This is a genomic window from Thermomicrobium roseum DSM 5159, assembly GCF_000021685.1.
In the GTDB taxonomy this organism is placed as follows: Bacteria; Chloroflexota; Chloroflexia; order Thermomicrobiales; family Thermomicrobiaceae; genus Thermomicrobium; species Thermomicrobium roseum.
Map to the genome: position 1 here is coordinate 303,081 of NC_011959.1, position 26,457 is coordinate 329,537.

Annotated in this window: 21 protein-coding genes and 1 pseudogene; 10 read left to right on the forward strand and 12 right to left on the reverse strand. The window is 63.6% G+C overall.

Annotated features, from left to right (window positions below; all coding sequences use genetic code 11):
* Positions 1-167 precede the first annotated feature (167 nt).
* From TRD_RS01405 to TRD_RS01425, 5 genes are read right to left on the reverse strand one after another with little or no spacing between them, the layout of a single operon-like run.
* A complete protein-coding gene (locus tag TRD_RS01405; protein WP_012641708.1) occupies positions 168-1,214 on the reverse strand; it encodes a hypothetical protein in 1,047 nt (348 codons plus the stop codon).
* On the reverse strand, positions 1,192-1,761 hold the full coding sequence (locus tag TRD_RS15240) for a UGSC family (seleno)protein (protein WP_273701388.1): 570 nt from the start codon (positions 1,759-1,761) through the stop codon (positions 1,192-1,194). Before TRD_RS15240 ends, TRD_RS01405 begins: the two co-directional genes overlap by 23 nt.
* Positions 1,761-2,033 carry a hypothetical protein gene (locus TRD_RS01415; protein ID WP_012641709.1) on the reverse strand — a complete coding sequence of 91 codons (273 nt, stop codon included), beginning with the start codon at positions 2,031-2,033 and terminating at the stop codon, positions 1,761-1,763. Before TRD_RS01415 ends, TRD_RS15240 begins: the two co-directional genes overlap by 1 nt.
* Before the next feature lie 55 nt (positions 2,034-2,088).
* Positions 2,089-2,781, reverse strand: coding sequence for a 3-oxoacid CoA-transferase subunit B (locus TRD_RS01420; protein ID WP_012641710.1), 693 nt, complete (start codon positions 2,779-2,781; stop codon positions 2,089-2,091).
* Between the two features lie 11 nt (positions 2,782-2,792).
* The gene (locus TRD_RS01425) at positions 2,793-3,491 is read right to left on the reverse strand and encodes a CoA transferase subunit A (RefSeq protein ID WP_012641711.1); all 699 of its coding nucleotides are present in this window, start codon (positions 3,489-3,491) and stop codon (positions 2,793-2,795) included.
* A gap of 267 nt (positions 3,492-3,758) precedes the next feature.
* Here TRD_RS01425 and TRD_RS01430 point away from each other — a divergent pair, with 267 nt between their 5' ends.
* The 3 genes from TRD_RS01430 to TRD_RS01440 all read left to right on the forward strand — a co-directional run bounded on the left by TRD_RS01430 (position 3,759) and on the right by TRD_RS01440 (position 9,989).
* A complete protein-coding gene (locus TRD_RS01430) occupies positions 3,759-6,074 on the forward strand; it encodes an ATP-dependent helicase (RefSeq protein ID WP_012641713.1) in 2,316 nt (771 codons plus the stop codon).
* Positions 6,075-6,140: 66 nt separating this feature from the next.
* Positions 6,141-8,789: a pyruvate, phosphate dikinase gene (gene ppdK, locus TRD_RS01435; RefSeq protein ID WP_012641714.1), complete on the forward strand. Its 2,649-nt coding sequence runs from the start codon at positions 6,141-6,143 to the stop codon at positions 8,787-8,789.
* Positions 8,790-9,026: 237 nt separating this feature from the next.
* The gene (locus TRD_RS01440) at positions 9,027-9,989 is read left to right on the forward strand and encodes a ring-cleaving dioxygenase (protein ID WP_012641715.1); all 963 of its coding nucleotides are present in this window, start codon (positions 9,027-9,029) and stop codon (positions 9,987-9,989) included.
* Between the two features lie 77 nt (positions 9,990-10,066).
* Here TRD_RS01440 and TRD_RS01445 read toward each other — a convergent pair whose 3' ends face one another.
* Together TRD_RS01445 and TRD_RS01450 are read right to left on the reverse strand one after the other, a co-directional pair.
* Complete coding sequence (locus TRD_RS01445) at positions 10,067-10,684, reverse strand: superoxide dismutase (protein ID WP_012641716.1); 618 nt, start codon at positions 10,682-10,684, stop codon at positions 10,067-10,069.
* Positions 10,685-10,930: 246 nt separating this feature from the next.
* The gene (locus TRD_RS01450; protein ID WP_012641717.1) at positions 10,931-12,529 is read right to left on the reverse strand and encodes an amidase; all 1,599 of its coding nucleotides are present in this window, start codon (positions 12,527-12,529) and stop codon (positions 10,931-10,933) included.
* A 138-nt stretch (positions 12,530-12,667) separates the two neighbouring features.
* On the opposite strand from TRD_RS01450, the gene TRD_RS01455 reads away from it, so the two are divergent.
* Positions 12,668-13,348 (forward strand): RraA family protein, encoded by a 681-nt coding sequence (locus tag TRD_RS01455; RefSeq protein ID WP_041435909.1) that lies wholly within the window; start codon positions 12,668-12,670, stop codon positions 13,346-13,348.
* Here TRD_RS01455 and TRD_RS01460 read toward each other — a convergent pair.
* Together TRD_RS01460 and TRD_RS01465 are read right to left on the reverse strand one after the other, a co-directional pair.
* Entirely contained in the window at positions 13,339-13,773 is a 435-nt protein-coding gene (locus tag TRD_RS01460; RefSeq protein WP_226980724.1) for an OsmC family protein, read from the reverse strand. The genes TRD_RS01455 and TRD_RS01460 overlap by 10 nt on opposite strands.
* A gap of 132 nt (positions 13,774-13,905) precedes the next feature.
* The gene (locus tag TRD_RS01465; RefSeq protein ID WP_012641720.1) at positions 13,906-14,820 is read right to left on the reverse strand and encodes a halocarboxylic acid dehydrogenase DehI family protein; all 915 of its coding nucleotides are present in this window, start codon (positions 14,818-14,820) and stop codon (positions 13,906-13,908) included.
* A gap of 99 nt (positions 14,821-14,919) precedes the next feature.
* On the opposite strand from TRD_RS01465, the gene TRD_RS13440 reads away from it, so the two are divergent.
* From TRD_RS13440 to TRD_RS01495, 6 genes are all read left to right on the forward strand, one after another.
* Positions 14,920-16,092: a PrsW family intramembrane metalloprotease gene (locus tag TRD_RS13440; RefSeq protein ID WP_081433373.1), complete on the forward strand. Its 1,173-nt coding sequence runs from the start codon at positions 14,920-14,922 to the stop codon at positions 16,090-16,092.
* A 20-nt stretch (positions 16,093-16,112) separates the two neighbouring features.
* Entirely contained in the window at positions 16,113-17,252 is a 1,140-nt protein-coding gene (gene rlmN, locus TRD_RS01475) for a dual-specificity RNA methyltransferase RlmN (protein ID WP_012641722.1), read from the forward strand.
* A gap of 12 nt (positions 17,253-17,264) precedes the next feature.
* The gene (gene larC / locus TRD_RS01480; RefSeq protein WP_012641723.1) at positions 17,265-18,485 is read left to right on the forward strand and encodes a nickel pincer cofactor biosynthesis protein LarC; all 1,221 of its coding nucleotides are present in this window, start codon (positions 17,265-17,267) and stop codon (positions 18,483-18,485) included.
* A 163-nt stretch (positions 18,486-18,648) separates the two neighbouring features.
* The gene (locus TRD_RS01485) at positions 18,649-19,470 is read left to right on the forward strand and encodes a ZIP family metal transporter (protein WP_041436242.1); all 822 of its coding nucleotides are present in this window, start codon (positions 18,649-18,651) and stop codon (positions 19,468-19,470) included.
* A 674-nt stretch (positions 19,471-20,144) separates the two neighbouring features.
* Positions 20,145-20,969, forward strand: coding sequence for an ABC transporter ATP-binding protein (locus tag TRD_RS01490; protein WP_012641725.1), 825 nt, complete (start codon positions 20,145-20,147; stop codon positions 20,967-20,969).
* Positions 20,966-21,799, forward strand: a complete 834-nt coding sequence (locus TRD_RS01495; protein ID WP_012641726.1) for an ABC transporter permease — start codon at positions 20,966-20,968, stop codon at positions 21,797-21,799. Before TRD_RS01490 ends, TRD_RS01495 begins: the two co-directional genes overlap by 4 nt.
* A gap of 1,374 nt (positions 21,800-23,173) precedes the next feature.
* Here the strand turns inward: TRD_RS01495 and TRD_RS01500 are convergent.
* From TRD_RS01500 to TRD_RS15180, 3 genes and pseudogenes are all read right to left on the reverse strand, one after another.
* Positions 23,174-23,380 (reverse strand): tautomerase family protein, encoded by a 207-nt coding sequence (locus TRD_RS01500; RefSeq protein ID WP_012641729.1) that lies wholly within the window; start codon positions 23,378-23,380, stop codon positions 23,174-23,176.
* A 131-nt stretch (positions 23,381-23,511) separates the two neighbouring features.
* Entirely contained in the window at positions 23,512-24,507 is a 996-nt protein-coding gene (locus TRD_RS01505; RefSeq protein ID WP_012641730.1) for a catechol 2,3-dioxygenase, read from the reverse strand.
* A 156-nt stretch (positions 24,508-24,663) separates the two neighbouring features.
* Positions 24,664-26,225: pseudogene (locus tag TRD_RS15180) on the reverse strand (4-hydroxyphenylacetate 3-hydroxylase N-terminal domain-containing protein).
* Positions 26,226-26,457: the final 232 nt, after the last annotated feature.

A 26,457-nucleotide genomic window follows, 5' to 3' on the forward strand; every position in this document is an offset into this window, starting at 1 on the left:
GCGGGTAAGCGCAGCACGATCCAAAGGACAAAGCTGGTTTGCATCATCGACCACTGCGCTCAGTAGCAGGCGACTTTGGTCATGGCTCATGCACCTGTGCTGAGCAGAGCGGTTTCCGCTCTTCACGATGGAACCATTCCTCGCTGACGTTCCGTTCGCCGCTCGCCTCAAGATGATTTGGTGCGGATCGGTATGGTGATCTGCTGGCCGATGAAGGTCGGGCAGACGGTCGAGATACCAGCGTTGCGAGCTCCGGCGACGACGATCAGGATGGTTTCCGGTGAATGAGCGAAGCGCACGAAGGCATCGTCCGGCAGAGAGGCATCCAGCAAAGCGTCCTTCGCCAACCGTCGCAAAACTCCTGCTGGGCGACCGAAGTGCTCCCACAGGTATTGTCGTGCCCGGGTTTTGCTCCAGCCGGCGGCAGCGATGAGTTGGGCGTGCTCTGGCCCCATCACGACGATACCAGCGTGCCCGCGCGGCGTCGGGAAATACGTTCCCGCGTACGACATCGAATCGGCGATCGTTTCCAGGATCACCTCGGGGTGCTGGGAGTCGCGTTGCTCGACCTGAATCGTGCCCCGCACGAGGCCGACCGTTACCGTGCTTTCGTCTTGCGCAAAACCTCGCTCGACGTGCAGTGGCTCCCACGGACTCTCTTCTTCGTTCTCCGCGATGCAGAGACTGAACTTACCGGGTTGGCCGTGGGTGCTTTGATCGAACTCGTGTGGACGGATGCCGAGCGCATTCATGATCACGAGTCGGATCGCCCGCCCGATCGTCGCGTTCGGACGGTCTCCCGGGCTGAAGACGTTGTCCCTGGCGTTGAAACCGAGGCGATGTCGGATCGGTCCATTGACGACGACAAAAACCGCTTGGCCAGTCGTGCTCTGCAAGAGGCCGCGACTACCGGGCACTCGATCGAGGGCTTCCAGGGCCGCGAGAACGACAGGGAAATAGTCCGGTTTACAGCCAGCCATGACCGCATTTGCGGCAGCGAGACGTACCGTGCACTTGCGACCGAGATGCTCTTGCTCGATCACGACCTCTTCGGGATCACGGTCGGTCTGGGCGAGGAACTCGGCGACGAACTCCTCTGCCGGTGGCACGACAGGTAGTCCATCGGTCCAACCGCGTTCGTAGCAGTACTCTATCGCCTCCCGGGCGTGCCGTACGGCCTCGAGAGTCGGCTCAGCCATCTGATGCACGCTCATGTCGTCCCTCCGCGGCAGCGTCCTCGACTCCCAGCAGCCGAAGCAGTTCAGGAACTACTTGTTCAGCCCGTTGTCGGACTTCCTCCGGGCTGAGGCTGCTGACCGGATGCGGGATTACCGCGTACGGATAATCAGGCATCCCTTGCGCTTGCGCCATGGCATCCGCTGTGGTCCGGAAGGCCTCGGTGATGATCGCTGCTGAGGGGATCCCCTGCTCTTCGAAACGGATCGCATCGGCCACACTGGCCGCGCTGCATGACCCTCAGTCACCGATCGCGGCGATCGCAAAGTCGCATCGCTTCCGGAGCTCGGAGATGGCTGCTGGATCGACCGGCACCGAGATACTCTGCTTCCGGTATGTGATCAGTTCAGCGACACCATGCTGTTCCTGGAGAATTTCGCCGATATTCCGGAGCAAGAGATCGGCATTCTTCTTTCCGTTATCGATCAGGCAGACGCGCGCGCCATGTAGCGAGCGTCGAACGCGTGGGGCCTTCGCCTTGGTAACGAGCCCGGTTTGTCCTGTCGGATCCACGAGAATTGGCATTATCGTCCCTCCTCTGGTAGTCGCTTTTCCAAACGGACCTCACGTAGCGCTGGATAAACGGGAGCGATCGCCTGTCGCAGCATCGCATCCAGCAGCTGGTCAGGAACGAGGCAGTCCAGGCACGCATCGGGTAATGCCTGGAGCACTAATTCGACGATACCCTCGTCCGTGACACGCTCGACGCGCAGCTCGAACCCGTCCGGTGCCAATCCCTCCCGGATCCGGTCGAGTGCGCGATCGATTGCTCGAAGCACCGTTGGTGACGCGCTCATCGTTCTTCCACGGCCTCCTTTCGCCTTATCGACCTCTGTCGTTCTGCACGAGCGATCAGACCGTCACCAGTTGGATACCGGCCAATTCAGCTGGAATGTCCATCGTCGGCACGCGAGACGGAATGGTCAGCGATGCACCGGTGCGCGCGGTAACGTCTTGGACCGTGACGCCCGGTGCGACTTCCTCGAGGAGGAGTTCGCCGCCCACGACGGAAAGAACAGCGAGATCCGTGTAGATTCGCTGGACACAACGCGGCGCAGTCAGCGGATAGGTGCACTCTTCAACGATCTTCGGCTCGCCGTGATCGGTGGTATGTGTCATCGCTACCCAGACACGTTGTGCTCCGACGGCGATGTCCATGGCGCCGCCGACCCCTGGAACACGAGCACCAGGGATGCGCCAGTTCGCCAGATCGCCCCGGCGCGAGACTTGAAGAGCACCGAGCACGGCATGCGTCAAGTGACCTCCTCGAACAATCGTGAACGACAGTGCATGGTCGAAAAGACTCGCACCCGGAACGAGCGTGACGAAGTCGCCGTTAGCGTTGACGAGATCAGGATCTTCTTGACCCGGGGGTGCCTTGGGGCCGGCACCGAGAATGCCGTTCTCGCTATGAATGAGCACGGTTTTCCCGAGTGGCAAAAAGTGCGTAACGAGTGACGGCATACCGAAGCCGAGGTTGACGAAGCTGCCGTCGGGGAGATCATGGGCGATACGGTAGGCAATTCCCTCGCGTGTCAGCGGCATCGAGTACCACCTCACCGTCGTTCAGCGGATGTTGCGTGTCGGAACCAGTCACGCGGCACCTCAACGACTCGGTCGACAAAAAGACACGGTGTTTCGATTTCCTCGGGTGAGAGGGAACCGACCGGAACGACTTCATCGACTTCAGCGATCACCATCCGAGCGGCTGTGGCCATGATCGGATTGAAGTTCCGCATGGTGCGCCGGTAGACGAGGTTGCCCCACTGGTCAGCCCGAAAGGCCTTGATGAGGGCGTAATCGGCTGGGAGCGGAAGTTCCAAGACAAAGGCGCGTCCGTCGATCAGGCGCACTTCTTTCCCTGCGGCCAACTCGGTTCCGACGCCAGTCGGGGAATAGAATCCACCCAGGCCGGCTCCCGCCGCACGGATACGCTCGACGAATGTCCCCTGGGGCACGACCTCCAGCTCGATCTCACCCTGGAGATAGCGCTCCCGAACCGCGTGTGCGCCAGGGTGAACTGGAAACGAGGTGATCAGCTTGCGGACTGCACCGTCAGCGATCAGTCCGCCGATGCCGTCCTCCTCCGTGCCGCCACCGCAGTAGATGAGGACGAGGTCGTGCAGCCCTCGCTGCCGAAGCGCCCGGACCAGGTTGACGGGAACTCCGGGCGGCCCAAAACCCCCGATCATGATCGATGCGCCGTTCGGGATATCGGCGACCGCTTCGTCACAACTCGCGACAACTCTGTCCATCGGTCCGACCATTTCCTTTAAGGATTAACTTGGCGACCATGTGGATGATACGATGTCCTCCGACAGGCTGTCAAGGCATGACCGGCCGAAGCGGGCGGGGAAACAGGTGGCGTGCGTCGCGGAATCGAAGATCACGCAGCGGGAAGCCGCTCTCGGGATCACCACCCGTTCGTGTACCAGCATTATCTCGTTTTCCTCGGTATCCTGATGGGGAACGCCGGATGACCCGGCAACCCAGGAGGATCGGCCGTACCCGGAGGAACGAGCATGCTCGAGGAGCGGGGGAATGCGCGTGGGGAACCGGGAAGCGAGGACCGTTCCGTAACCGGCGAGCCTGAGCGGGGCGGGCCATTCCAGATGGCGGGCGAGCGGCTTGTGCCGTTTTCCGGAATGGAACGGATCCTCATTGGCTTAGATGCGGATCAGTGCGTGGCGGTCACGACGACCGAGGGTCCGGTACTCGTGGTGGCTGGTCCAGGAAGTGGCAAGACGCGCGTGCTGACGCATCGCGTCGCATATCTCATCGGTAGCGGCCGGGCTCGACCGTGGCAGATCGTCGCCGTGACCTTCACCAACAAAGCAGCACGGGAGATCCGGGAGCGTCTCGGGGGCCTCCTCGGAACCGAATCAGCACAACTCGTGCAGGCGGGCACCTTTCACAGTCTGTGCGTTCGTATTCTCCGACGTGATGGGTATCGGATCGGGCTCGAGCCGGCGTTCACTATCTATGACGAGGAGGACCAACTGGCGCTCGTCAAGCAGGCCTTGCGCGATCTCGGCCTCGATCCGCAGCGGTTCTCCCCGCGCATGCTGCTCGGACGTCTCTCGCGGGCCAAGAACGACCAGCACAGCCCGAGCGATCTCCAATCGATGGCCCAGAGCTATTGGGACGAAGTCGCTGCTCGCGTCTACGAGCGCTATGCCCAGTACCTCCAGCGCGCTCAGGCCGTCGATTTCGACGACCTTCTCCTCCGCACTGTCGAACTGTTCACCGAGTACCCGGACGTGCTCGCCCACTATCAGGACCGCTGGCGCTACCTGCAGGTCGACGAGTACCAGGACACGAACCGGTTGCAGTATCAACTGGTGCGCCAACTCGCCAGCGGGCACCGGAACCTCTGTGTCGTGGGTGATCCTGATCAATCGATCTACAGCTGGCGGCAGGCGGATATCCGTAACATTCTCGAGTTCCAGCGCGACTTCCCTGATGCGACCGTCATTCGTCTCGGACGCAATTACCGCTCGACGCCGCAAATCGTCGCGGCTGCCGATGCCGTAATTCGCGTCAATCGCCAGCGGATCGAGCGCCCACTGTGGACCGAGAATCCCCCTGGTCCGCCGATCCGCTTGCTGGCTTGCTGGGACGAGCAGCAGGAAGCGGAGATGGTGGTGAGCGAGATCGATCGCTTGGTGCGGACAGGGAACGCACGATATCGCGATATCGCAGTCTTGTACCGCATCAACGCCCAGAGTCGCTCCGTCGAGGAAGCGCTGGTTCGACGTCAGATCCCTTACCAGGTCATCGGCGGGGTCCGCTTCTACGAGCGGAAAGAGATCAAAGACGCGTTGGCATTGCTGCGCGTGCTGGTCAATCCGCGTGATTGGCTCAGCCTGCGGCGAGTCCTGAGCGAGACAGCGTTCGGACGGGGGATCGGGGAGAAGACGCTGCTGCAGCTGGAGCAATGGGGGCAACGCCAGCAGTGCTCGCCCGCGGACGTGCTGCTGCTCCTGGTCGAGGAACGGGAGGAAGCACCAGCACTGGCGGCCGCGACAGTCCGTCGACTCCGGGAACTCGGCGGCGAGCTTGTCCGATTGCGGGCAGCGATGGTCGAGCATCCGGCGAGCCAGCTCTTCGACCTCGCGCTGGAACGGAGCGGGTTGGCGGCACGTTACCGGGATGCGAGTGACCCCACCGAGCGGGAACGATGGGAAAACCTGGTCCAGCTGCGCAGCGTGCTCGAGCGGTACGATACGGTCCCCGCAGCAGAGGGGCTGCCGCTGTTCCTCGAGGAAGCGGCGCTGGTGGCCGCCATCGACGAAGCGGAGATGAGTGGCGATCAGGTGACCTTGCTCACGTTGCATGCAGCCAAGGGACTGGAGTTTCCCGTTGTCTTTCTGATCGGTGTCGAAGAAGGTCTGTTGCCGCATGCCCGAGCGTTGGAGAGCGAGGCCGAGCTGGAAGAAGAGCGTCGGTTGTTTTACGTGGGCATCACCCGGGCGAAAGAGCGCTTGTACCTGAGCTATTGCAGTTCGCGCAACCGTTTCGGCCTGCGCGAGCGTTGTTTGCCGTCACATTTTCTCGATGACTTGCCACCCGACGTGGTGGAAGCTGGTAGTCGAGCGAGCGAACGGGTGCCTAGGGTGGCACCGCCAGCGGGCGGTCATGCAGGACCGGTGGAGAGCAGCGCCCCAGTTGTACCGCGGTTGCGAGCCGGGCAACGCGTTTTCCACCCGGCATTCGGCGATGGGTTCGTCGTGGCAGTGCGCGAACAGGCTGGCGATCAGGAAGTGACAGTGCAGTTCAAACGACACGGAACCAAGACGCTGCTCGCGAGCCTTGCCAAGCTGGTCGTCGAGGAGTAAACAGGGGAAAGCAAGGCGTTCGGACTTTCGAACAGCGTGAGGCCGCAGGAGAAGGGAGGGAGCGCCATGGTATCCGTCGCGACTGGGCGGCGCTGGGTATTTCTCTTCCGGGAGGGCAACGCGCAGCTGCGCGATTTGCTCGGTGGCAAGGGTGCGAACTTGGCCGAAATGACGCGTATCGGCCTTCCGGTGCCCCCTGGCTTTACCGTCAGTACCCGAGCGTGCGTCGCCTACCTGCAGGGTGGCCGTCGGATGCCGGAAGGGCTCTGGGAGGAAGTCCTGGAGGGGCTACGGGATATCGAGCAGCAGATCGGACGTCGATTCGGTGATCCGGTGCAACCACTTCTCGTCTCTGTGCGTTCCGGGGCCAAGTTCTCCATGCCGGGCATGATGGATACGATCCTCAATGTTGGCCTCACCGATGAGACAGTGCTTGGCCTGGCGGCTATGACCGCGAACGAGCGGTTCGCCTACGATTGCTACCGCCGGCTGATTCAGATGTTCGGCAAAGTCGTGCTGGATATTCCCTCCGAACGCTTCGAGGATGCGCTCGACGAGCTCAAGCGCGAACTCGGAGTCATCCACGATTACGAAATTCCAGCGGAACATCTGCAGCGACTGGTTCAGGCTTACAAGGAGATCGTCCAGCAAGCGACGGGAACCCCCTTCCCCCAGGATCCGTTCGAGCAACTGCGACGGGCAATCCTGGCTGTCTTCGAGTCATGGAACAACCGGCGGGCGATCGATTATCGCAACGCACACGGGATCCCGCATGATCTCGGCACGGCGGCGAATGTTCAGGCGATGGTCTTCGGTAACCTCGGGCCGGATTCCGCGACTGGTGTCGCCTTCACGCGCAACCCGAGCACCGGTGAAAAAGGAATCTTCGGCGAATATTTGACGAATGCGCAAGGGGAAGATGTCGTTGCTGGTATCCGCACCCCGCAACCGATTCAAGAGATGGCCAAGGACCCGCTGCTTCGTGGTGCGTACGAGCAATTGCTCGACGTCGCTGATCGCCTGGAGCGTCACTACCGTGACATGCAGGATCTCGAGTTCACGGTCGAGCGCGGCAAGTTGTGGATGCTCCAGACACGCACCGGCAAGCGGACAGGCCGAGCAGCAGTCAAGATCGCCGTCGACATGGTCCACGAAGGGTTGATCGATCCACGGGAAGCAGTGTTGCGCGTCTCACCGGACCACCTCGACCAGCTGCTCCACCCGATGCTGGACCCGTCGTGGAAGGGTGAGCCACTCGCCAAGGGTCTGCCAGCGAGTCCCGGTGCGGCTAGCGGGAAAGTGGTGTTCGACGCTGACGAGGCCAAGGTACTCGGTGATCGCGGTGAGGCGGTGATCCTGGTCCGGTTAGAGACCTCACCGGATGACTTCCACGGCATGCTGGCAGCGCGTGGCATCTTGACGGCACGTGGGGGCATGACCAGCCATGCTGCGGTGGTAGCGCGCGGGATCGGGAAACCGGCGGTCGTCGGTTGCTCTGCACTGGTCGTGGACTACGAACGACAAGAGTTTCGTGTCGGTGACGTCGTCGTCCGCCGGGGCGACGTGATCACGATCGATGGCTCGACCGGTGCCGTCCTGCTCGGCGAAGTGCCGACCATCCCGCCGAGTGTCGGTGGAGACCTGGCGGAACTGCTCGACTGGGCTGATCAGTTCCGCCGGCTGCGGGTCAGGGCGAATGCCGATACGCCGGAAGATGCCGCGAAGGCACGCGAGTTGGGGGCCGAGGGCATCGGACTGTGCCGCACCGAGCACATGTTCTTCCAGGGTGATCGCATCTGGGCCATGCGCGAGATGATCATGGCGACAACTCCGGAAGAGCGGCGCGCTGCGCTTGCCAAGCTGGAGCCAATGCAGCGTGAGGACTTCGTGGGGATCTTCAAGGCGATGGCGGGCTTCCCTGTCACGATTCGCACCCTGGATCCACCGTTGCACGAGTTCCTGCCGAAGCACGAGGAGGAAATCCAGGCCATGGCGGAACGGCTAGGGGTCTCGCCGGAGGCGATCCGTGCGAAAGTCCAGGCACTCACCGAGGCCAATCCGATGCTCGGTCATCGCGGTTGTCGTCTCGGGATCACTGCTCCGGAGATCACCGAGATGCAAGCACGCGCGATCTTCACTGCCGCGCTCCAGTGCGCTGCCGAAGGCATCGAGGTCCATCCGGAAATCATGGTGCCCCTGGTCTCGGACGTTCGCGAACTCATGGTGCAACGCGAGATCATCGATCGGGTGGCGCGACAGCTTTTCGCAGAGGCAGGACGAGAGATTCCGTACTCGATCGGAACGATGATCGAGGTTCCGCGTGCAGCGCTCACTGCGAGTGAGATCGCTCGGGAAGCGGAGTTCTTCAGTTTCGGTACCAACGACCTCACGCAGATGACGTACGGGATCTCGCGCGATGATGCTGGCCGCTTCCTTCCCTACTATCTGGAACACGGAATCTATCCGGCTGATCCGTTCCAGACGCTCGATCGCGCTGGCGTCGGTCGCCTCATCGAGATCGCTCGTGATGGCGGCCGAGCGACCCGGCCAGCGATCAAACTCGGCATCTGCGGTGAACACGGTGGGGATCCCGCCAGCATTCGCTTCTGCCACGAGGTTGGGCTCGATTACGTCTCGGCTTCTCCCTATCGCGTACCGATCGCGCGACTCGCTGCCGCGCAAGCGGCGCTCGGCTTGCGCGAAGGGGACGTTTGAAACATCGCTGTCTTCGTCTCGTCCGTTGGGCCGGTGCACTGACGCCGGCCCACTTCGGTTCTTGCAGTGGTCTCTCGATGAGGAGCCCGGACGATAGTCCGACCTGACGCCGCGGTGGTGCCTCGTGCTCGATCGTTTACCTTCACCCTGTGGGATGGCTTGGATCGCTGGAGCAAATCCCTTGCACCGGCGTTCTGTACACTCGTCATCGTGCGTCGTCCTGGAGGGAGTCGTGCCATGCCGGAACGCGAGATACTGGGGATTCATCACGTTACAGCGGTCACGGGACGTGCCACAGAAAATGTGCGTTTCTATACGCGTGTGCTTGGACTCCGTCTCGTCAAGAAGACGGTCAACCAGGACGATGTGTCAGCATATCATCTGTTTTATGCCGATGCTGTCGGGAGTCCAGGTACGGATGTCACCTTTTTCGACTGGCCCAACTTGCCGCCGCATCGTTCCGGCTCTGGGGAGATCGCACGCATCGCATTGCGGGTGGATAACGCAGCGGCGCTGGAGTGGTGGGTCGAGTGGTTACAGCAGCATGGTGTACCGGGCGTGGAGTGGGGAAACTACGCTGGGCGGCAGGCCGTATTCTTCCGGGACTTCGAGGGGCAACGCTTGGCCCTCGTCGACGATGGTGGGACGGTCGGTGGCACGCCGCGGGATCGGTCGCCGGTACCTCCTGCCTACCAGATCAAGGGGATCTTTGCGGTTTCGCTCGTTGTGCGCTCGCTCGAGCCGACCGCACGTGTGTTGACGGAAGTGTTAGGATTTCGCCTTCGGCAGGAAGAACGCTCTCACGCACGAACCGCTCTCTTCGAGGTCGGGCCGGGTGGTCCGGGAGCACTGATCGTGGTCGAGGAACGCCCCGATCAGCCTCGGGCGCAGCTCGGAACCGGTGGTGTCCACCATGTCGCTTTTCGCGTTTCCGATGATGCTGCGCATCAGGCGTGGCGTGCCCGGATCGCCCAAGCTGGCATTCCGGTCACCCCGCAGATCGACCGATTCTACTTTCGTTCCCTGTATTTCCGCGAACCAGGAGGTATTCTCTTCGAGCTCGCCACGGATGGGCCCGGTTTTGCCATCGACGAGGATCTCGAGCACCTGGGTGAACGCTTGTCGCTCCCGCCGTTCCTCGAGCCGCGGCGGGCAGAGATCGAAGCGAACCTCCGACCACTCGAGCCGATCGAGGCTTGAGGGAGGGGTTGGGCGCGGATAGCGAGCGCCGGGAGATCCCCCGGCGCTCGCTCATCGATCCGAATGCTCAGCCGCGGTCAGCGCTTGAGACCCTCACGATAGCGCTGGGCCACCGCGTCCCAGTTGACCACGTTCCACCAGTTCGCGATGTACTCAGGACGGCGGTTCTGGTACTTGAGGTAATAGGCATGCTCCCAGACGTCCAGCCCCATCACGGGATAGAGGTTGTCCATGTAGGGGCTGTCTTGATTGGGCCTGGTAATGATTTGGAGCTTGCCGTTCTGATCGAGTACCAACCACGCCCATCCTGAACCGAAGACCCCTGCGGCAGCTGCCGAGAACTGTTCCTTGAACTGCTGGAAGCTCCCGAACGTTTCAGCGATCGCCTGCGCCAGCTCTCCGGTCGGTTCACCACCAGCGTTGGGACCCATGATCTGCCAGAAAATGGTATGGTTGGCGTGGCCTCCACCGTTGTTGCGGACAGCGGTCCTGATATCCTCAGGCACTTCGTTGATGCGGCGCAGGAGTTCCTCGATCGGCATGCCCGGGATTTCTGGGTGCTTTTCGAGCGCCGCGTTCACGTTGCGCACGTAGGCTCCATGATGCCCGGTGTGATGAATCTCCATCGTGCGCGCATCGATGTAGGGCTCGAGCGCGTCGTACGGATACGGCAGCGGTGGGAGTTCGTACGGCATCGTGACCCTCCCTTTCCCTTGTCGACCGACTCGTCAGCGGCACGGAGCCAACGACACCGAGGCCACTGCGAAACCGTACCGCCTGGTTGAAGTATGACGCAAATCTCTGCCGGTGGGAAGGGTCTCTCCCCAATCCCGCGCCGGCAGAATCCAGAGCGCAGCCGTCTGACGCTTTGCTGAACCATCGAGCGTTCGTCAAGCGGCGCGTCGTGGGTCGGCCATGACGATCTGGCGAGTCCACCTCTTTCAGTTCGAGCCTCGGCTCGATCGAGCCGCGCGTTCGACCAATGCTCCTGCGGCGATGACGAGATCTTCCCGCCACGGACGTGCCACCAGTTGGAGACCGATCGGCAAGCCGTCATCGCCGAGGCCGGCCGGAACGCTGAGGGCTGGCCATCCCAGCAGGTTGAAGGGGGCGGTCAGCCAGCTCGCTCGCGCTGTCCACTGCCCGAGCGGCGGGGCTGTGGTCGGCGTTGTCGGGAGAGCCAGCAAGGCGATATCGTGCTCCTCGAGAAGGCTCGTGACCCGCGCACGAGCCTTCTTCGCCAGTCGCTGGGCGGCAACGTAACCCCAGCAGGGGTAGGCGAAGCAGCCGAGGAGGCGGAGACGGAAGAACTCACCGTAGTGGGTCCAGCGCTCGCGCGCGGTGGGTGCGTGCAGCGCAGCAGCCTCGAGTTGCGCGATCGCCGCACTCACGATACGCAATGTCTCGAGTTCCGGCAGGACCAGCGGGATCAGGTCGGCCCCAGCGTCCGCGAGCGCGGCCACTGCCCGTTCGCACGCAGCGACCGCGTCGGGCGCGGCCAAAGGTTGGTCTCCACCCGTGGAGCGGACGACACCCACTCGGAGCTCGAGACGCTCGACTTGTGTGGCGCTGACCAGATCCGGGAGTGGAACGGCGCGAGTTCGTGGGTCGTCCTCGTCCGGACCAGCCATCGCTTCGAGAGAAACCGCGGCGTCCGTCACGGTGCGGGTGAGTGGTCCGATGTGGTCGAGTGACCAGGCGAGCGGATAGACACCACGCGCGCTCACCCGTCCGAAGGTCGGCTTGAGACCGACGATTCCGCAATAGGCCGCCGGAATGCGGATCGATCCCCCGGTATCCGAGCCGACCGCCATGACGACCAGGCCAGCGGCGACTGCAGCGGCAGAACCACTCGAGGATCCCCCGCTGTCGCGACGACGGTCTCGCGGATTGGGGACCGGGCCGTAGTGCGGGTTGTTGGAGGCTCCCGAATAGGCGAACTCTGGTAGTCGTGTTTTCCCGACGATCACGGCTCCGGCGGCTCGGAGGCGCTGGACAACCGTCGCATCGCGTGATGCCACCGCGTTGGCGAGGATAGCTGATCCGGCGGTCGTCGGTGTTCCCGCGAGGTCGATGAGGTCCTTCAAGGCCACGGGCAGGCCATGGAGCGGTCCGCGGTCGATACCGCGAGCGAGTTCAGCATCGCGCGCCTCCGCATCGGCGAGCGCCTGCTCGGGGAGCAGCAACTGAAAGGCGTTGAGTTCCTGATCGCGGCGAGTGATCTGCTCGAGCGCTCGCTCGACGAGCGCGCGACTGCTCGTCTCGCCGTTGCGCAATGCGCGGGCGAGTTCGAGGATCTCCGGTGCCGCCGAAGGGGACTCCTCTCCCGTCGCGGCCCACGATCGCGGCGCTGGTAGACGATCGGTCAGGAAATCTGGTAGGTCATCGACCTCGCTGTCTCGCTGCACCATTACCTGGAATACCTGCGCGGTGCTGAAGAAACCTGCTGCGTGGGCCTTCTCGAGATCCTCGTCGCTCACCGGAATGCCCAACGCCGCGAGGTTTTGCCTGGCGAGTGCGACCGATGCCGTATCGTCCATGAGCCTCTCCCTTCCCGCAGGGCGTGTCCCGAACGGTCATCGTAACGTGAAAGGAGCGGATCGACCAGCGTGCGTCGAGCGAAAGGGTCAGGTATGATGCCCGTCGAGGGAAGGGAACGGACCGAGGAGGGACGAGCGATGCCGCAAGCTCCACTCGCGCCCGAGGTGTTGCGAGCGCTCCAGACCTTGACGACACCGACGGTCGCGAACGCAATCGAGACCTTCGATGTTCGGCCACGCAACGTCGGGTTCATGGACACCTCGATCAAGTGCATGTTCCCGCATCTGGGCACGATGGTCGGGTATGCCGTCACGGCCAAGATCCGCGCCGCACAACCACCGCGACCAGGCGAGTCCGTGCCGCGCCGGGCCATGTGGGAGTACATCCTGACCATCCCCGAACCGCGGATCGTCGTCATCGAAGATCTGGATGACCCACCGATCGGGTCTTTCTGGGGCGAGGTGAATGCCAACATTCACCGAGCGCTCGGTTGCATCGGCACTGTGACCAACGGTGGCGTGCGTGACCTCGACGAGGTGGAGCGGCTCGGTTTCCACTTCTTCGCGAGTCAAGTACAGGTCTCGCATGCCTACGTGCACGTTGTCGAGTTCGGTACACCGGTTACAGTAGGCGGCCTGACCGTGCACCCCGGCGACCTCCTGCATGGGGACAAGCATGGGGTTATCCAGATTCCACTGGAGATCGCCCCGGAACTCTACCGAGCAGCCAAAGAAGTGGAAGCCCGCGAACGGCGCATCATCGAGGCATGTCAGGCCCCCGGTTTCACGATCGATCGGCTGGCTGAGCTCTACGGCTGAGCGTTACTGGAGGACCACTGCACGCTGAGTTCTGGCGGCTGACGGAGCGTATGGAAGATGACACAGAATTGCTCCGTTTTCTCGCGAAGGCTCGCCAGTTGCTCGGGTGTCGCGTCCGGTGCCTCGATATCGATGAAGAGGCGGATCGCTCCGAACCCGACCGGGACCTCACGTGACACGCCGAGCGTCCCGCGGAGGTCCAGGTCACCCTCGGCTGTCGCGCTCACTCGCGTGAGCGGGATGCCGAGCGCGGTCGCGACCATCTGGCAAGTGATCTGCGCGCACGCGGCTAAGGCGGCCAGGAGCAGGTCACCGGAGCAACTGGCGGTGCCTGGCCCGCCGACGCCGGGGTGAGCTTCGCTGACGATCGTTCCACCGGTCGTCTCGACCATGCACCGCAGCGGACTGTCCTGCTGACGGGCCACTGCTCGCAAGGTGATGAGCGCCTCCTCGGGCCGTTCGCGTTAGCGCTGCTTGAGCGGTCGTTGCAGAGCGCGCAGATCCAGCATGTTCTCTTCCTTTCGCTGCACTGGCGCGTCGTTTTGGCAGAACGCTCCTCACTGGTCAACCGCAACGTGTACCGGATAGGGCGCCGAGCTGGCAGCGTCGAACCCATCGAGGGCGACACGTGCCAGCGTGACGTCCAGGAAGGCTTCCGCCGCGATCGTGCGGAGCCGATCGACCACGGCATCGATTGCAGCCAGCGCCGGTTCCGGCACCATGAAGTCGGGCAGTACCCTGGCTCCAGGTAAGGTGAAACGTCGAACGGCGCGCTCGGCCTGGGCGAGCAGTTCGCTGCGTACCTGAGCGAGACGGTCAGCCTCGATGCTCCGTCGCAGAGCGAGGAGTTCGGCGAAAGCAGCAGGTTCGCTGACTGCGAGCGCACGACTGAAGTCGTCCAAAGCCGGTGAGCCACGCAACGCGGCGAGATCAGCGAGCAGCACTCGCCCCCTTTCCAGCACAGTGGAAAGGTCGGGTAGCGGGGCGATGCGTTCGTCCACCGTGCGCGGTAGTTCCGCTGGGCGCACAGTGATCGGTTCTTGCGCGGGAAGAGTCGTGCCGAGCGGCGGTGCAGATTCCCTCGCGCGCCCACGCAACCCGACAGCGAAGGCGGTGAGGATGAGCACGATCTTCGGTGCCAGTTCGTGCTCACGCAAGATCAACGCGCGAGCTGCGGCCAGGCGTTCGCTTCGCGGCGGGGAACCGATCGAGGTCGCCGCTCGTGCTCGCAGCGCGTCGGCAGCGGCCTCGAAGGCGAGCGAACGGATGAAGGGACTGAATTGCCGCACCGCGAAGGCGAGGTAGGGTGGCCAGTGGGCCAGGAGACGAAACGGAAATGGAATATCTGGAACTCTCAGCGCGGTGCGCAGATCCTCGAAGACCGGCTGCACGCGCGCTGGCGCCGCCTTCGGCCAGATTTCGCTGAGCTGCTCGAGTACGTCGTCGCCGGATCGCTCGCTCGCAACGCGCATCGGTTTCGACCCTCCTCGCATGCTGCGTCGTCGAACCTCTTCTTCTCCGATACCATACACGGGTGTCGGGTTCTCGTGTACTGTAGAACAAGACGAGCAATGCAACACAGAGTGCAGTCGGCGCATTCGCCAGTGTGGCCGCTCACGATCGGGTGCTTGGTCGTTGCCTCCTCGCTGGGGTTGTGCTGTGTCCTGTCGTTGGCCCTCCTCGAGACATCCCCAACCGCGTTTCTCGTCGGCCTAGTACTCGCGGGAATCTTAGCCCCTGTCTACGCGGCGTATCTCCTCTTCCTCGATCCCTTGGAGCACGAGCCACCGTGGTTGCTCGGGCTGGCTCTGGCCTGGGGGGCCGGTGTGGCGACGCTGAGTGGTGGCGCGGCCACGGCTCTCTTGGAGGCGATGACGGGGACAGTACTCGCTCTGGATTCGGACGTGAGCGACACGCTCGGGACGATCATCTTCGCGCCACTGACCGAGGAAGCAGCGAAGGGAGCCTTCGTGTTCGCGCTCTTCCTCCTGGCTCGGCACGAGTTCGACGACGTCCTCGACGGGATCGTGTACGGTGGATTGGTCGGTCTCGGCTTCGCGGTGGTGGAAGACCTCATCTATTACGCTGCAGCCTTTCTCGAAGAGGGACTGAGCGGCGTCGGCTTACCCTTCCTGGTTCGTGGCGTTCTCACCGGGTTCGGGCATCCGCTCTTCACTGCTGTGACCGGTCTCGGCCTCGGCCTCGCCGTGCAGGCACGCTCTTCCGCCCTTCGGTGGCTGGCGCCCTTTGCTGGCTTGGTCGGCGCGATCCTGCTTCATGCCCTGTGGAACGGTGGGGTCACGCTCGCCCAGTACGATGAAAGCGGTCTCCTCGCGCTCCTCATGCTCCTCGGCTATCCGTTGCTGGTGCTGCTTCCCGGAGCGATCGGGCTCGCCGTGCTGGCAGTCGCCCAAGCTCGACGCCGCGCTCGCGACGTGAGGCGCTATCTGGCTGAGGCGGTGCAACTCGGTTTGGCAGATACCGAGGATCTCGCGGTCCTGACCAGTCCTTGGCGCCGGCGGGCTCGCCAGCTTCGCTACCTCACCCGGTACGGTGGACGAGCGTTCTGGTTGCGCCGTCGCATGGACATCGCGCTGGTCGACTGGGCGTATCGCCACTGGCACCGCGAGCGAGGCGAGCGGTTGCCGCGCTATCTGGCGACTTTCGAGGCAGAAGCGATCGCGGCGCGCATCAGGCGCTGGCGCCTGGAACTTTCCACTCTGCTGGCTGCAGGAACTGGTTGATACACTTGGCGAGATAGGTCATGAAGAGTAGTGGATCGATCACGATGATGACCGTGACCGAATGGACGACACCTCGCCCGACTGGGCGAGTGCAACGGGAAACGTTACACGACTACACGCTCGGTGAGCTCGAGGCCTGGGTGGAGGGGCGTGGACTGCCACGCTACCGGGCGCGTCAGCTCTTCCACTGGGCATACCAGCAACTGGTGCTCGAATACGAGAGCATGAGCGTGCTCCCCAAGGCGGTGCGCAGCGAACTTTCAGAGACGCTCCCGATCAGCGGGCTCGTCCCTGTGCGTCAGCGGGTGAGTGACGACAGGGAAACGATCAAGCTCTTGTTTCGCACGCGTGACGACCATTTCGTCGAGACTGTCGTCATGTTCTACCCGGATCGGACAACGGTGTGTGTCTCCTGCCAGATCGGCTGCGCCATCGGGTGCAGTTTTTGCGCGACCGGTCTTTCGGGGCTGATCCGCAACCTTTCGGCTGGCGAGATGGTGAGCCAGGTCGTGCACGCGGCGCGACTGGCACGCGAGCGAGAGCGTCGGATCTCCAACATCGTCGTGATGGGCATGGGAGAGCCGTTCCACAACTACGATGCGGTCATGCGCTTCGTCGCCATCGTGAACGATCGTCAGGGCTTGGGAATCGGGGCGCGGCACATCACGCTCTCGACAGCTGGCGTCGTTCCCTTCATCGACCGACTCGCCGAGGAGCCGTATCAGGTCAAACTGGCCGTCTCGCTCCACGCCCCCAACGATGCTCTGCGCTCGCAGCTCGTTCCGATCAACCGGCGTTGGCCGATCGATGAATTGCTGGCCGCCTGCCGTCGGTACGTCGCCCGAACCGGCCGGCGTGTCACCTTCGAATACGTGCTGATCGAGGACGTCAACGACGACGAGCGGACGGCCGCGGAACTGGCTCGTCGCCTGCGTGGTCTGCTCTGTCATGTCAACCTCATTCCGTACAACCCAACGCCGGCTGCTCCGCTCTTCCGGCGGCCGGGACCGGAGCGGATCGAGCGGTTCCGCGCCGTACTCGAGCGGTATGGGATTCCTGCCACCGTACGCTACTCTCGGGGTGTCGAGATCGCGGCAGCGTGCGGGCAGCTGAGGGCACAGGAAGAGGCGCGCAGCCGGCGCCGTCGAGCGACGAGTTGAAGGAGACAGTCCGTGCGTGTCGCGTACGTTGACCCGTTCTCGGGGGCCAGTGGCGACATGCTGCTCGGTGCGCTCGTCGATGCTGGCGTCCCCCCGGAGGAGCTGGCTGATCGCTTGGCCAGCGCGCTCGATGTTGACGGTTATCGGTTGGTCGTGGAGCGAGTCGTCCGGCGTGGGCTAGCTGGGACGCAGGTGCGGGTCATCGTCGAGGCAGCGCAGCCAGCACGCGATTGGGCCGAGATCCGCGACCTCTTGAGCGCTTCGGCACTGCCGCCGCGGGTGAAAGAGCGGGCGCTGGCCGTTTTTCGGCGACTCGCGGAGGCGGAAGCGAGCGTCCACAGTGTCCCACTGGAGTCGGTGCACTTTCACGAGGTGGGGGCGGTCGACTCGATCGTCGATGTCGTCGGCGTGGTCTGGGGGTTCGAGCTGCTCGGCGTGGAGGAGATCACCTGCGGTCCCCTGCCCTTGAGTCGTGGCTGGGTCGAAACTGCGCACGGGCGTCTGCCGGTGCCAGCGCCAGCTACGGCGCTCTTGCTTGCGCAGGCGGGAGCTCCGCTCGTACCGCTGGACATCGAGGCCGAGCTGGTCACGCCAACAGGTGCGGCGTTACTGGTCGAACTGGCCCGCTTCGTCCGCCCGGCGTTCCTCCCGGAGCGGGTCGGCTACGGATTCGGTACGCGCGAGCTTCCCTGGCCGAATGCCCTGCGTCTCTGGATCGGGGAAGCGTTCGCCGTACCGAGTCGACTGGACGAAGCGGAACTTCTCCTGGAGGCCAATCTCGACGATATGAATCCGCAGTTCATCGAGCCGCTGGTGGATCAGCTTTTCGCGGCTGGAGCCCTTGACGTGTATCTGACGCCGATCGTGATGAAGCGCTCGCGCCCGGCGGTGATCGTGAGCGCCATCTGTCGGGCTAAGGATCGGCCGGTGCTCGAGCGTGTGCTCTTCGAGCACTCGACGACGTTCGGCGTGCGAGGGATTCCGATCGAGCGGACTAAGCTCGCGCGCCGCAGTGTCGCAGTCGCGACCCGCTGGGGTGAAGTGGCGGTCAAGCTGAAGATCGTGCAGGATCGCATCGTCGATGCCGTGCCGGAATATCGCGACTGCTTAGCTATTCACCAGCGAACCGGGTTGCCGATCCGGGAAATCTGGAACGAGGCAGCGCGACTGGCCGCGGTGTGGATCGGACAGCGGGTGGGCGAGGAAGACCAGGAGGCCACGCTGCCGGAATAGGGCTTCCCTCGCAAATTCTACGGTGCTTCCGCATCACGACAGAGCCCTCCGTTCGAAATTGGAGACCCAAAAAGGATGAATCGTGGCTCCACTTCCGGCTCGATGGTAAATTTAGACACCGCTAAATCGAACTCGTGTTGGAGCGATCTGGGAGGACGACGTGCTGGACTGGTTCTGGTCGCTCGACCCGATCCTGCAGGCGCTACTGGGAGGACTTTTGACGTGGGGTGCCACCGCGGCGGCGGCAGCGCTCGTGTTGTTGGGCCGGAGTATCCCCCGCTGGTTACTGGACGCGATGCTCGGCTTCGCTGCTGGAGTGATGATCGCAGCCAGTGTTTGGTCGCTCCTGATTCCCGCGATGGAGGTCACTGAACGGAATGGTGGTATCGCCTGGATCCCGGCCGCGACCGGTCTCGTCGCTGGCGCGCTAGCACTGCGCATCGTCGATCGCTTCCTGCCGCATCTGCACCTGTTCCTACCGCGCGAGGCAGCGGAAGGAGTCTCGACGACCTGGCGTCGGACGACGCTTTTGATCCTGGCGATCACGCTGCACAATGTCCCGGAGGGTCTGGCGGTCGGGGTCGCTTTTGGGGCAGCAGCACGGGTGACGGACCCTCTGCTCGCTCTTTCGCTCGCCAGTGGTGCGACTGCTCTTGCCATCGGGATCGCGCTGCAGAACGTGCCGGAGGGGCTGGCGATCGCGGTTCCATTACGACGCGAGGGATTCAGTCCGTTTCGCGCCTTCTGGTACGGGCAGCTCTCCGCGATCGTCGAACCGCTGGCCGCGTTGCTCGGGGCAGCGGCCGTACTCTTCGTCGAACCGCTCCTGCCGTATGCGCTCGCCTTCGCGGCTGGAGCGATGCTGTACGTCGTCGTCGAGGAGTTGATCCCGGAATCGCAGCGCGGCGATCACGGAGATCTGGCGACGAGCGGCACGATCATTGGCTTCACGGTGATGATGGTGCTGGATGTGGCGCTCGCCTGACTGGCTGAGAGGATGAAAGGGTGAGTCGCTGCGAGGGGTTACCCGGCTCGTCTCCTGCGTCGTTGGCAGTTCAGCGTGCTCGGACGAGCGTCTCGTGCTCAGGATGCCTGACGAGAAAGCGATGACTCTCGCGGCATCTTGCTCGCGGCTCGGGGTCGGGACGTGTGTCGCCTCGTCGGAGAGGACGTGCTGAACCAGGTTCGCCCGGCGATCGAGAGTCGGATGCGCCCTCTTCGGAGAAGAGCATCGGCTGCCTACTGAGAGTGGTCATCCTTTTCCAGGTGGTACAGGCACGGTGTCCCGACGCGCGCTCAGCTGGACGAGGGGGCCGATCTTCCGACTAGCAGCCGTCCCGTACTGTGGTATCCTCTGGCGTTGCCCGCAACCCCTGTTCGGTCAGTCCGCCTCGTCTCCCGAGACTGTGTCGGCCACTCCTGCGCCTGTCCTCACGGGAGTCGGTGCCGGAAGGTCTTCGGGATCACCGGCTCCCTCGCCTTCCAGACGCAGATTGCCCGGCAGAGTGGCTCCGCGCAGCCGGAAAGGTGCCGCTCGTCGTCGAAGTACCGTGTTCGGCTATGGGGAACGGCGAAGTTGAAGTACTTTACTCGTGTCGGTTAGGATCGGGTAGGGCCAAAGAACCGAGTTGTGCTCGCGAACATGTCGTGGAGGGATCGATGGTTGAGACCCCGGGCGCGTCATCGGCTCCGACAGAGGCGCGCACTGTCGTGGTGAGAGTATCGGACGTCATCAAGCATTTCGTTCATGGAAAACGACAACTCCGAGCACTGGACGGTGTGAGCTTCGAGCTCCCGGAGGGACGCTTTTTGGTTGTCGTCGGGCCGAGCGGTTGCGGCAAGACGACGTTGCTTCGCATTCTGGCTGGTTTGGAGCAGCAGGACAGTGGCGAAGTCTGGATGCGTCCCAGTCGCGATGGGCATCCGCCGTTTGCCATGGTCTTCCAAGAACAATCGGTCTTCCCATGGCTGACGGTGCGTGACAACGTTGCCTACGGCCTCAAGCTGCGCCGCGTACGAGGGCGGCAGGTCGAGGAACGGGCATCGCACTGGATCCGCAAGGTCGGGCTGAGCGGATTCGAACGAGCCTATCCGCATCAGCTCTCGGGCGGAATGAAGCAGCGGGTCTCGATCGCGCGGGCTTTCGCGGTCGATCCTGATGTCCTTCTCATGGACGAGCCATTCTCGGCGCTGGACGAGCAGATGCGGACGATTCTGCAGCAGGAAGTCTCGAGTCTTTGCGAAGAGCAGCAAAAGACTGTCATCTTCGTGACGCATTCGATCGACGAGGCTCTCACACTCGGTGACGAGGTTTTAGTGATGACTCATCGACCAGGACGGGTCAAGCGGGTGATACCGGTTCCGTTTCCACGTCCCCGCGACGTGGTCGAGGTACGAGCTGATCCACGGTACGGTGAACTCTATGAAGAGATTTGGGGGTTGATCGCCGAAGAGGTACGGCGTGGACCACAGGAGCATCGATGATGGTCGAAGGTGGGGCATCAGTCGAACGGACGACCATGCAACGCGGGCGCTGGTTACCCCAGGCAGGGGTCAAGACCGAAGCGGCTATCCAGCTGCTCTCGCCTGTCGCGCTGCTTGCGCTCTGGGAAGCGGCGGCTCGGGCGGGATGGGTCGATCAACGTTTCTTCCCAGCGCCCAGTACGATCGTCGGTGCCTTCTGGGATGCGATCACGACAGGCGTGCTACTGCATCATCTCAAGATCACGTTGTGGCGGGTGCTGCTCGGTACGGTGATCGGTGGTGTACCCGCGGTACTGATCGGGCTCGCCATGGGCATGTGGCGCTGGCTGCGGTTGACGCTCGATCCGATCATCGCGGCGACGTATCCGCTGCCGAAGAGCGCACTCTTCCCGCTGTTGCTCCTGATCTTCGGTCTCGGGGAAGGTTCCAAGGTCTCGATGGTGGCGATCGGTGTGTTCTATCTCGCCGTGACCAACGCGATGGAGGGAGTTCTCGCCATCAATCCTGTCTACTTCGATGTTGCCAAGACGTTCGGAGCCAGGCGCTGGGATGTGATCCGGACCGTCGCGCTACCGGGGGCGATGCCGCTGGTCTTGGCCGGATTGCGCCTCGGCGTGGGTACAGGCCTGATTCTCGGAGTGCTCGCGGAGATGCTGGGGGCGCGCGATGGACTCGGCTATCTTTTGTGGAGTGCCTGGCAGACGTTCTCCGTATCGTTGCTCTGGGCCACGCTCTTCGTGACAGCCATATTGGGTTTTGCGAGCGTGCAATTGGTCGACTTCCTGCGAAGGGTACTCGTTCCTTGGCAACGAGGAACGGCTCGACGTTGACAGGAGCGAGTGCCACTGGGAGAGAGCGATCCTCGGCTCTCTTGCCGGGTGTCGGCGATCCCCCTCTTGCATGCCAGTGCGTCGCAGCTCTGCGCGAACCGCCGCTCGGCGCTGGCGAGGAAGCCCTGCGACTGTGCGGTATCAGCGCTTTCGAGCGCGAATCGGCGATCGCATCGGAGGTAAGGTGACCTGCTAACGTCGAGTCAGGTGGCCAAATGAGTCGAGGATCCGACCTCATCGACGGGGGGGCAGACGCGATCGGCGGCGGAAATTACAAGGGAGAGAGCCCGCTGGGAACCGCACCTCGGCCGTGAGGGGGACATTTCCACTGCCTCACCTGACGCCCGCGAGCACAGCGAGCGAACTTGACGGGGGAGGACGCAGCTGAGGGGCGTGGAAATGCGCTTTCGCCGGGCATTCTGGTGTCGACGAATCACCTCCGCCCGAGAGCTGCACGCGCCCGGTTTTCGGAGGCTGTTGGTGAGCGTCAAGATTCGGTCGCGCGAGCAGGTTGCGGGTTTATGCCCGGACGAGGGCGGGTGGGCGCAGCTGGGCCGGACGGAGTGTGCAGGCAGGCCGGCCCCGTGCCGAGTGATCGAGTGTTCGGCTACGCGCGACCGCTGAGAACGCATCGCGTGGTAACTGGGTCAGCGTCGGCGCAGCTGAGCTGCGAGTGCTGGAACGGTCGTCCTCGCTGCGGCGGCTGGAACGCGGCGGTCGGTGTGGTGCTGACCTAAGAGGGCGAGATGCGGCGCAGCCCACTGGCTGCTGGGTACTGCTGCAGGTGCGGTTGGTTTGGCGGAGAGAGGAGCGGTCGCGCAAGAGTGAAGTGCGTGGGTGCCTGTGCGACTCGTCTCGGGATGACGGTCCTGATGGTACGAATTCGGCCGGCTACGCATCCTCACAGGAAATCCGGTCGCGTGTGGTCGACCACGACAGGTAGGGTGTGCTGATTCCTGCGCGGAGGTGCAATGCGAGCGACTGCATGATCGACGATGCGTGCATGTAGTCCGGCGGCGTCGCGCTGCAGCTGGCTGCACGCCGTGGTTTCCAGGAGCCCCTGGGCGTGCTGCCGTCTTCGCCTGCCCGCGGCAGCGCGCCGCACTCGAGAGTTCGTCAGGAGACTTGGTCGCTGGCGCGACGATTCGGTTGCGGCGAGCATACGCGCAGCTTTTGTTCAACAGCGCGGGCGGCGCGAACCGTCGTTATTGCAGACGTAACAGCCCTATCCGAGGACGATGCGTCGCCGCTGGGATAGGGGTCTGTCGTTCGGACGACGGTACGCAAGCGTTTTCCACCGAAAGAAGCAGCTGACCCGCCAGATGTGCGTTTGCTGCTCTCAGCGCTGCGCGACCGGTCAGGATGGTGCGTCGTTCAGTGCCGATGAGCATCCTCGGACGACTCGTCGGTGAGGAGATCGAGGCTCTCTTCGGGCCGCAGCTCGTAGAAGGCCAAGCGGAGTCGCCCGGGCGGTGTGCCGAGCACGCGGTGGAAGATCTCCACCGCTTCGCGGGCGAAAGCGCGTTTCTGGTCGGTCGTCAACGGTTCCTTACGAGCCACGACGATCTCGAGCATCGGCATCGTCCAACCCCTCTCGCTATGCGCTCCGAGCGTACCATGCTAGGGTATGGTCGTGAACCAGTGGTCATGCTGAGGCCACCCGTCCCGCTCGATGAGCGGGACGGGTGGCCAGTTCTCGTTTCACTGGCGGGTCAGTCGTCGGCGCGGGCAGGTTCGGCAGCCTCGACCGGCGGGGTGCCGTAGAGGAAGAACTCGGCCGGCAGTGGGGAGCCAAACCAGATGATTCCCTTGTCGAGCTCCTCCTCCCGCCAGGTGATCGGCTGCCAGGCTGGGTCGAAGATCAAGTACCCGGCATCCCCGAAGAGTTCGACGCGGTTGCCGCCCGGCTCGATGACGTACATGAACATGGCTTGGGAGATCCCGTGCTTGCCGGGGCCAGCTTCGATCTTGATCCCGACCTCGCTGAACACATCCGCGATGTCGTTGAGGTGCTGCGGGTAGCCGTACCAGTAGCAGACGTGGTGGAGCCGGCCCTTGGCGCCGGACTGGTCCATCATGAAGGCGATCTCGTGCACCAGCGGGCTGACCGAGAGCCAGGCGCCGGCCTCCCGGCCGTTATTGAGCTGGATGTTCTCGCGCAAGCGGAAGCCGAGGAGGTCCATCAGGAACTGCTTGTTCTGGGTCACGTCGCTGGCCAGGAGATTGACGTGATCGATGCGGCGGACCGGGACGCCGCGCAGGGGGCGGCGCTGCGGCCTGTTGATGAGCTTGGTCTTGGCCTCGGCCGGGGTCTTGTAGTACTCGACCTCCCAGAGGAGCTCCATCGGGTGCCCGTCGGGGGTGTGGAAGCGGTAGGCGCGGCCATGGCCGCGGTCTCCCTCGATCCACCCCTCGCCGAAGCCGGCTTCCTCGAGGGCGCGGACGCGGCGCTCGAGCGCCTGGGGGGAGGTGGTGCGCCAGGCCACGTGCCCAAGGCCCGGCTTTTCGCGCTTGGTGACCTTGAGGGTGTGGTGGTACCAGTCCTCATAGGCACGCAGATAGACCGAGTCGCCGACCCGCTCGGTCTCCTCCAGGCCGAGGAGCTCCTTGAAGAACCAGAGCGTGCCGTCGAGGTCCGGGGTATAGATCTCGACGTGCGCCAGTTGCGCGACCTCGAAGAGTGGTTCCGCATGCCCGTTCGTGCTCATGGGACTCCCTCCCATCGTGCCACGTCAGAAGACGACCTACCTCGCGACTGGCGCGGGTGCCGATCCCATCGTGCGGCCATACCCTCCTTCCCGGCGGCCGCTCACGGGCCGGCGGGAGACCCGCCGGAGCTGCCGGCCCGACGAGCGGGGCCACGGTTACCCCTGCGTCTCCCGGAAGCGCCGGAGGACGAAGGAGACGTCCTCGTTGTTGACCAAGTCCGGGGTCAGCCATCCCTCCAGGTCGTATTCGGCCATGCACTGCTCGGCGAAGCCGCGCATCCGCTCGGCGGTGCCGACCGCTTCGGCGACGATCAGCGTCTCCAGGCGGATGTTCTCGTGGTTACCGGCGTAGTTCCGCTCGTAGAGTTCGTGCCGCCCGGCGAACTCCGAGATGGTCGCGTCGTAGAGGAGCTTCATGAGCTTGACCCTGTCGTGCGCATCCATCCCACCGGCTCCCCGCACGTACTTCTCGAGGTAGGGGCGCTCGGCCGGGTTCTGGAAGTCCAGGGCATGGCTGGGGATGTAAATGAGGCCGCTCGCGACATTGTCCAGGATGATCTGGCGGACACGCGACCAGGCGGTCGGGGCCAGCACGCGGTAGGCCATGCCGTACTCGAGGTTCGGGTGCACGTAGCCATCCGTCCAGGGGATCGGGTTGCGGGCCATGGCGTCGGTGATGGCCCAGAACAGGTTGCGCCAGGCGATCACCTCCCCGACCTGGGCTTGCACGCCCCGGTAGTCCTTGGTGCCGGTTGCGGCGACGGCCTTGAGCAGCACCCCGGCGATGAAGTCGAGCTTGACGGCAAAGCGGGTGCAGCTGTGGAAGGTGAAGCGCGGGATGAAGCCGGAGGCTGGGAAGAAGTTGTTGACCTTGTCCACATCGCCGTAGACGAAGACGTTCTCCCAGGGGACGAAGACATTGTCGAAGATGAAGACGGCGTCGTTCTCGTCCAGGCGACTTGAGAGTGGATAGTCGAAGGGACTGCCCATGACAGCAGCGGTGTACTCGTAGCTCGGCCGGCTGATCAGCTTGACGCCCGGTGCATCCATCGGGACGGTGAAGATGAGGGCGAACTTCTTGTCCTTGATCGGCAAGGGACCGTAGTGGGCGATGAAGTTGTAGTGGGTCAGCACCGAGCCGGTGGCGACCACCTTGGCGCCCGAGACGTAGATCCCGCCGTCAGTCTCCCGCTCGACGTGCATGTAGACATCGCCGACCTCGTCGGGTGGGCGGTTGCGGTCGACCGGCGGGTTGACGATGGCGTGGTTCCAGTAGAGGACCCGTTCCTGGCCGAGCTGGTACCAGCGGCGGGCGTTGGCGCTGAACGGCTCGTAGAAGGGGGCGTTGGCGCCGAGGGTGCCGAGGAAGCTGGCCTTGTAGTCCGGGCTGCGCCCGAGCCAGCCGTAGGTCATACGCGCCCATTCGGCGATGGCGTCGCGGGCGCGGACGAGGTCCTCGACCGAGCGGGGGGGGCGCGGAAGAAGGGATGGGTGAAGCCACCGTTGCCGGTATCGGTCTCGACGGTGAGGATGTCCTTCTTGGCCGGATCGTGCAAGGCGTCGTAGAGCCGGGCGACCATGCGGGCGGCGTTGCGGAACGCCGGATGGGTCGTGACGTCCGTGACGCGCTCACCGTAGACGTAGACCTCGCGTCCGTCCCGCAGGCTCTCCAGATACTCCTCACCCGTAAACGGTCGGGTGGCGACTGCTTGCGCCATAGTCCACCTCCGTGGCCTGCGAGCCTCGGTTTCGATCCGTTCGTCTGGCGGGTCCCGATGTCAAGTCTACAGGTTGTCATGCAATATCATCAACCGGAAAGTTCCGGCATTCCGAACGCTGAAGGGTGCGATTTGCTGGATCCATTCCTGACACGTTGCAGGAATGAAGAACCCGGTCTCTCCGAACAGCTTTCGAGCGAGGTCGGATCGGAGCATGACGGCATCGAGCGAC

Excerpts from the sequence above, each read along its gene's own strand:
- TRD_RS01405 (WP_012641708.1), bottom strand. The coding sequence starts at position 1,214 with ATGAGCGTGCATCAGATGGCTGAGCCGACTCTCGAGGCCGTACGGCAC.
- TRD_RS01415 (WP_012641709.1), bottom strand. The coding sequence starts at position 2,033 with ATGAGCGCGTCACCAACGGTGCTTCGAGCAATCGATCGCGCACTCGAC.
- TRD_RS01420 (WP_012641710.1), bottom strand. The coding sequence starts at position 2,781 with ATGCCGCTGACACGCGAGGGAATTGCCTACCGTATCGCCCATGATCTC.
- TRD_RS01425 (WP_012641711.1), bottom strand. The coding sequence starts at position 3,491 with ATGGACAGAGTTGTCGCGAGTTGTGACGAAGCGGTCGCCGATATCCCG.
- TRD_RS01430 (WP_012641713.1), top strand. The coding sequence starts at position 3,759 with ATGCTCGAGGAGCGGGGGAATGCGCGTGGGGAACCGGGAAGCGAGGAC.
- ppdK (WP_012641714.1), top strand. The coding sequence starts at position 6,141 with ATGGTATCCGTCGCGACTGGGCGGCGCTGGGTATTTCTCTTCCGGGAG.
- TRD_RS01440 (WP_012641715.1), top strand. The coding sequence starts at position 9,027 with ATGCCGGAACGCGAGATACTGGGGATTCATCACGTTACAGCGGTCACG.
- TRD_RS01445 (WP_012641716.1), bottom strand. The coding sequence starts at position 10,684 with ATGCCGTACGAACTCCCACCGCTGCCGTATCCGTACGACGCGCTCGAG.
- TRD_RS01450 (WP_012641717.1), bottom strand. The coding sequence starts at position 12,529 with ATGGACGATACGGCATCGGTCGCACTCGCCAGGCAAAACCTCGCGGCG.
- TRD_RS01455 (WP_041435909.1), top strand. The coding sequence starts at position 12,668 with ATGCCGCAAGCTCCACTCGCGCCCGAGGTGTTGCGAGCGCTCCAGACC.
- TRD_RS01465 (WP_012641720.1), bottom strand. The coding sequence starts at position 14,820 with ATGCGCGTTGCGAGCGAGCGATCCGGCGACGACGTACTCGAGCAGCTC.
- TRD_RS13440 (WP_081433373.1), top strand. The coding sequence starts at position 14,920 with ATGCAACACAGAGTGCAGTCGGCGCATTCGCCAGTGTGGCCGCTCACG.
- rlmN (WP_012641722.1), top strand. The coding sequence starts at position 16,113 with ATGAAGAGTAGTGGATCGATCACGATGATGACCGTGACCGAATGGACG.
- TRD_RS01490 (WP_012641725.1), top strand. The coding sequence starts at position 20,145 with ATGGTTGAGACCCCGGGCGCGTCATCGGCTCCGACAGAGGCGCGCACT.
- TRD_RS01495 (WP_012641726.1), top strand. The coding sequence starts at position 20,966 with ATGATGGTCGAAGGTGGGGCATCAGTCGAACGGACGACCATGCAACGC.
- TRD_RS01500 (WP_012641729.1), bottom strand. The coding sequence starts at position 23,380 with ATGCCGATGCTCGAGATCGTCGTGGCTCGTAAGGAACCGTTGACGACC.
- TRD_RS01505 (WP_012641730.1), bottom strand. The coding sequence starts at position 24,507 with ATGAGCACGAACGGGCATGCGGAACCACTCTTCGAGGTCGCGCAACTG.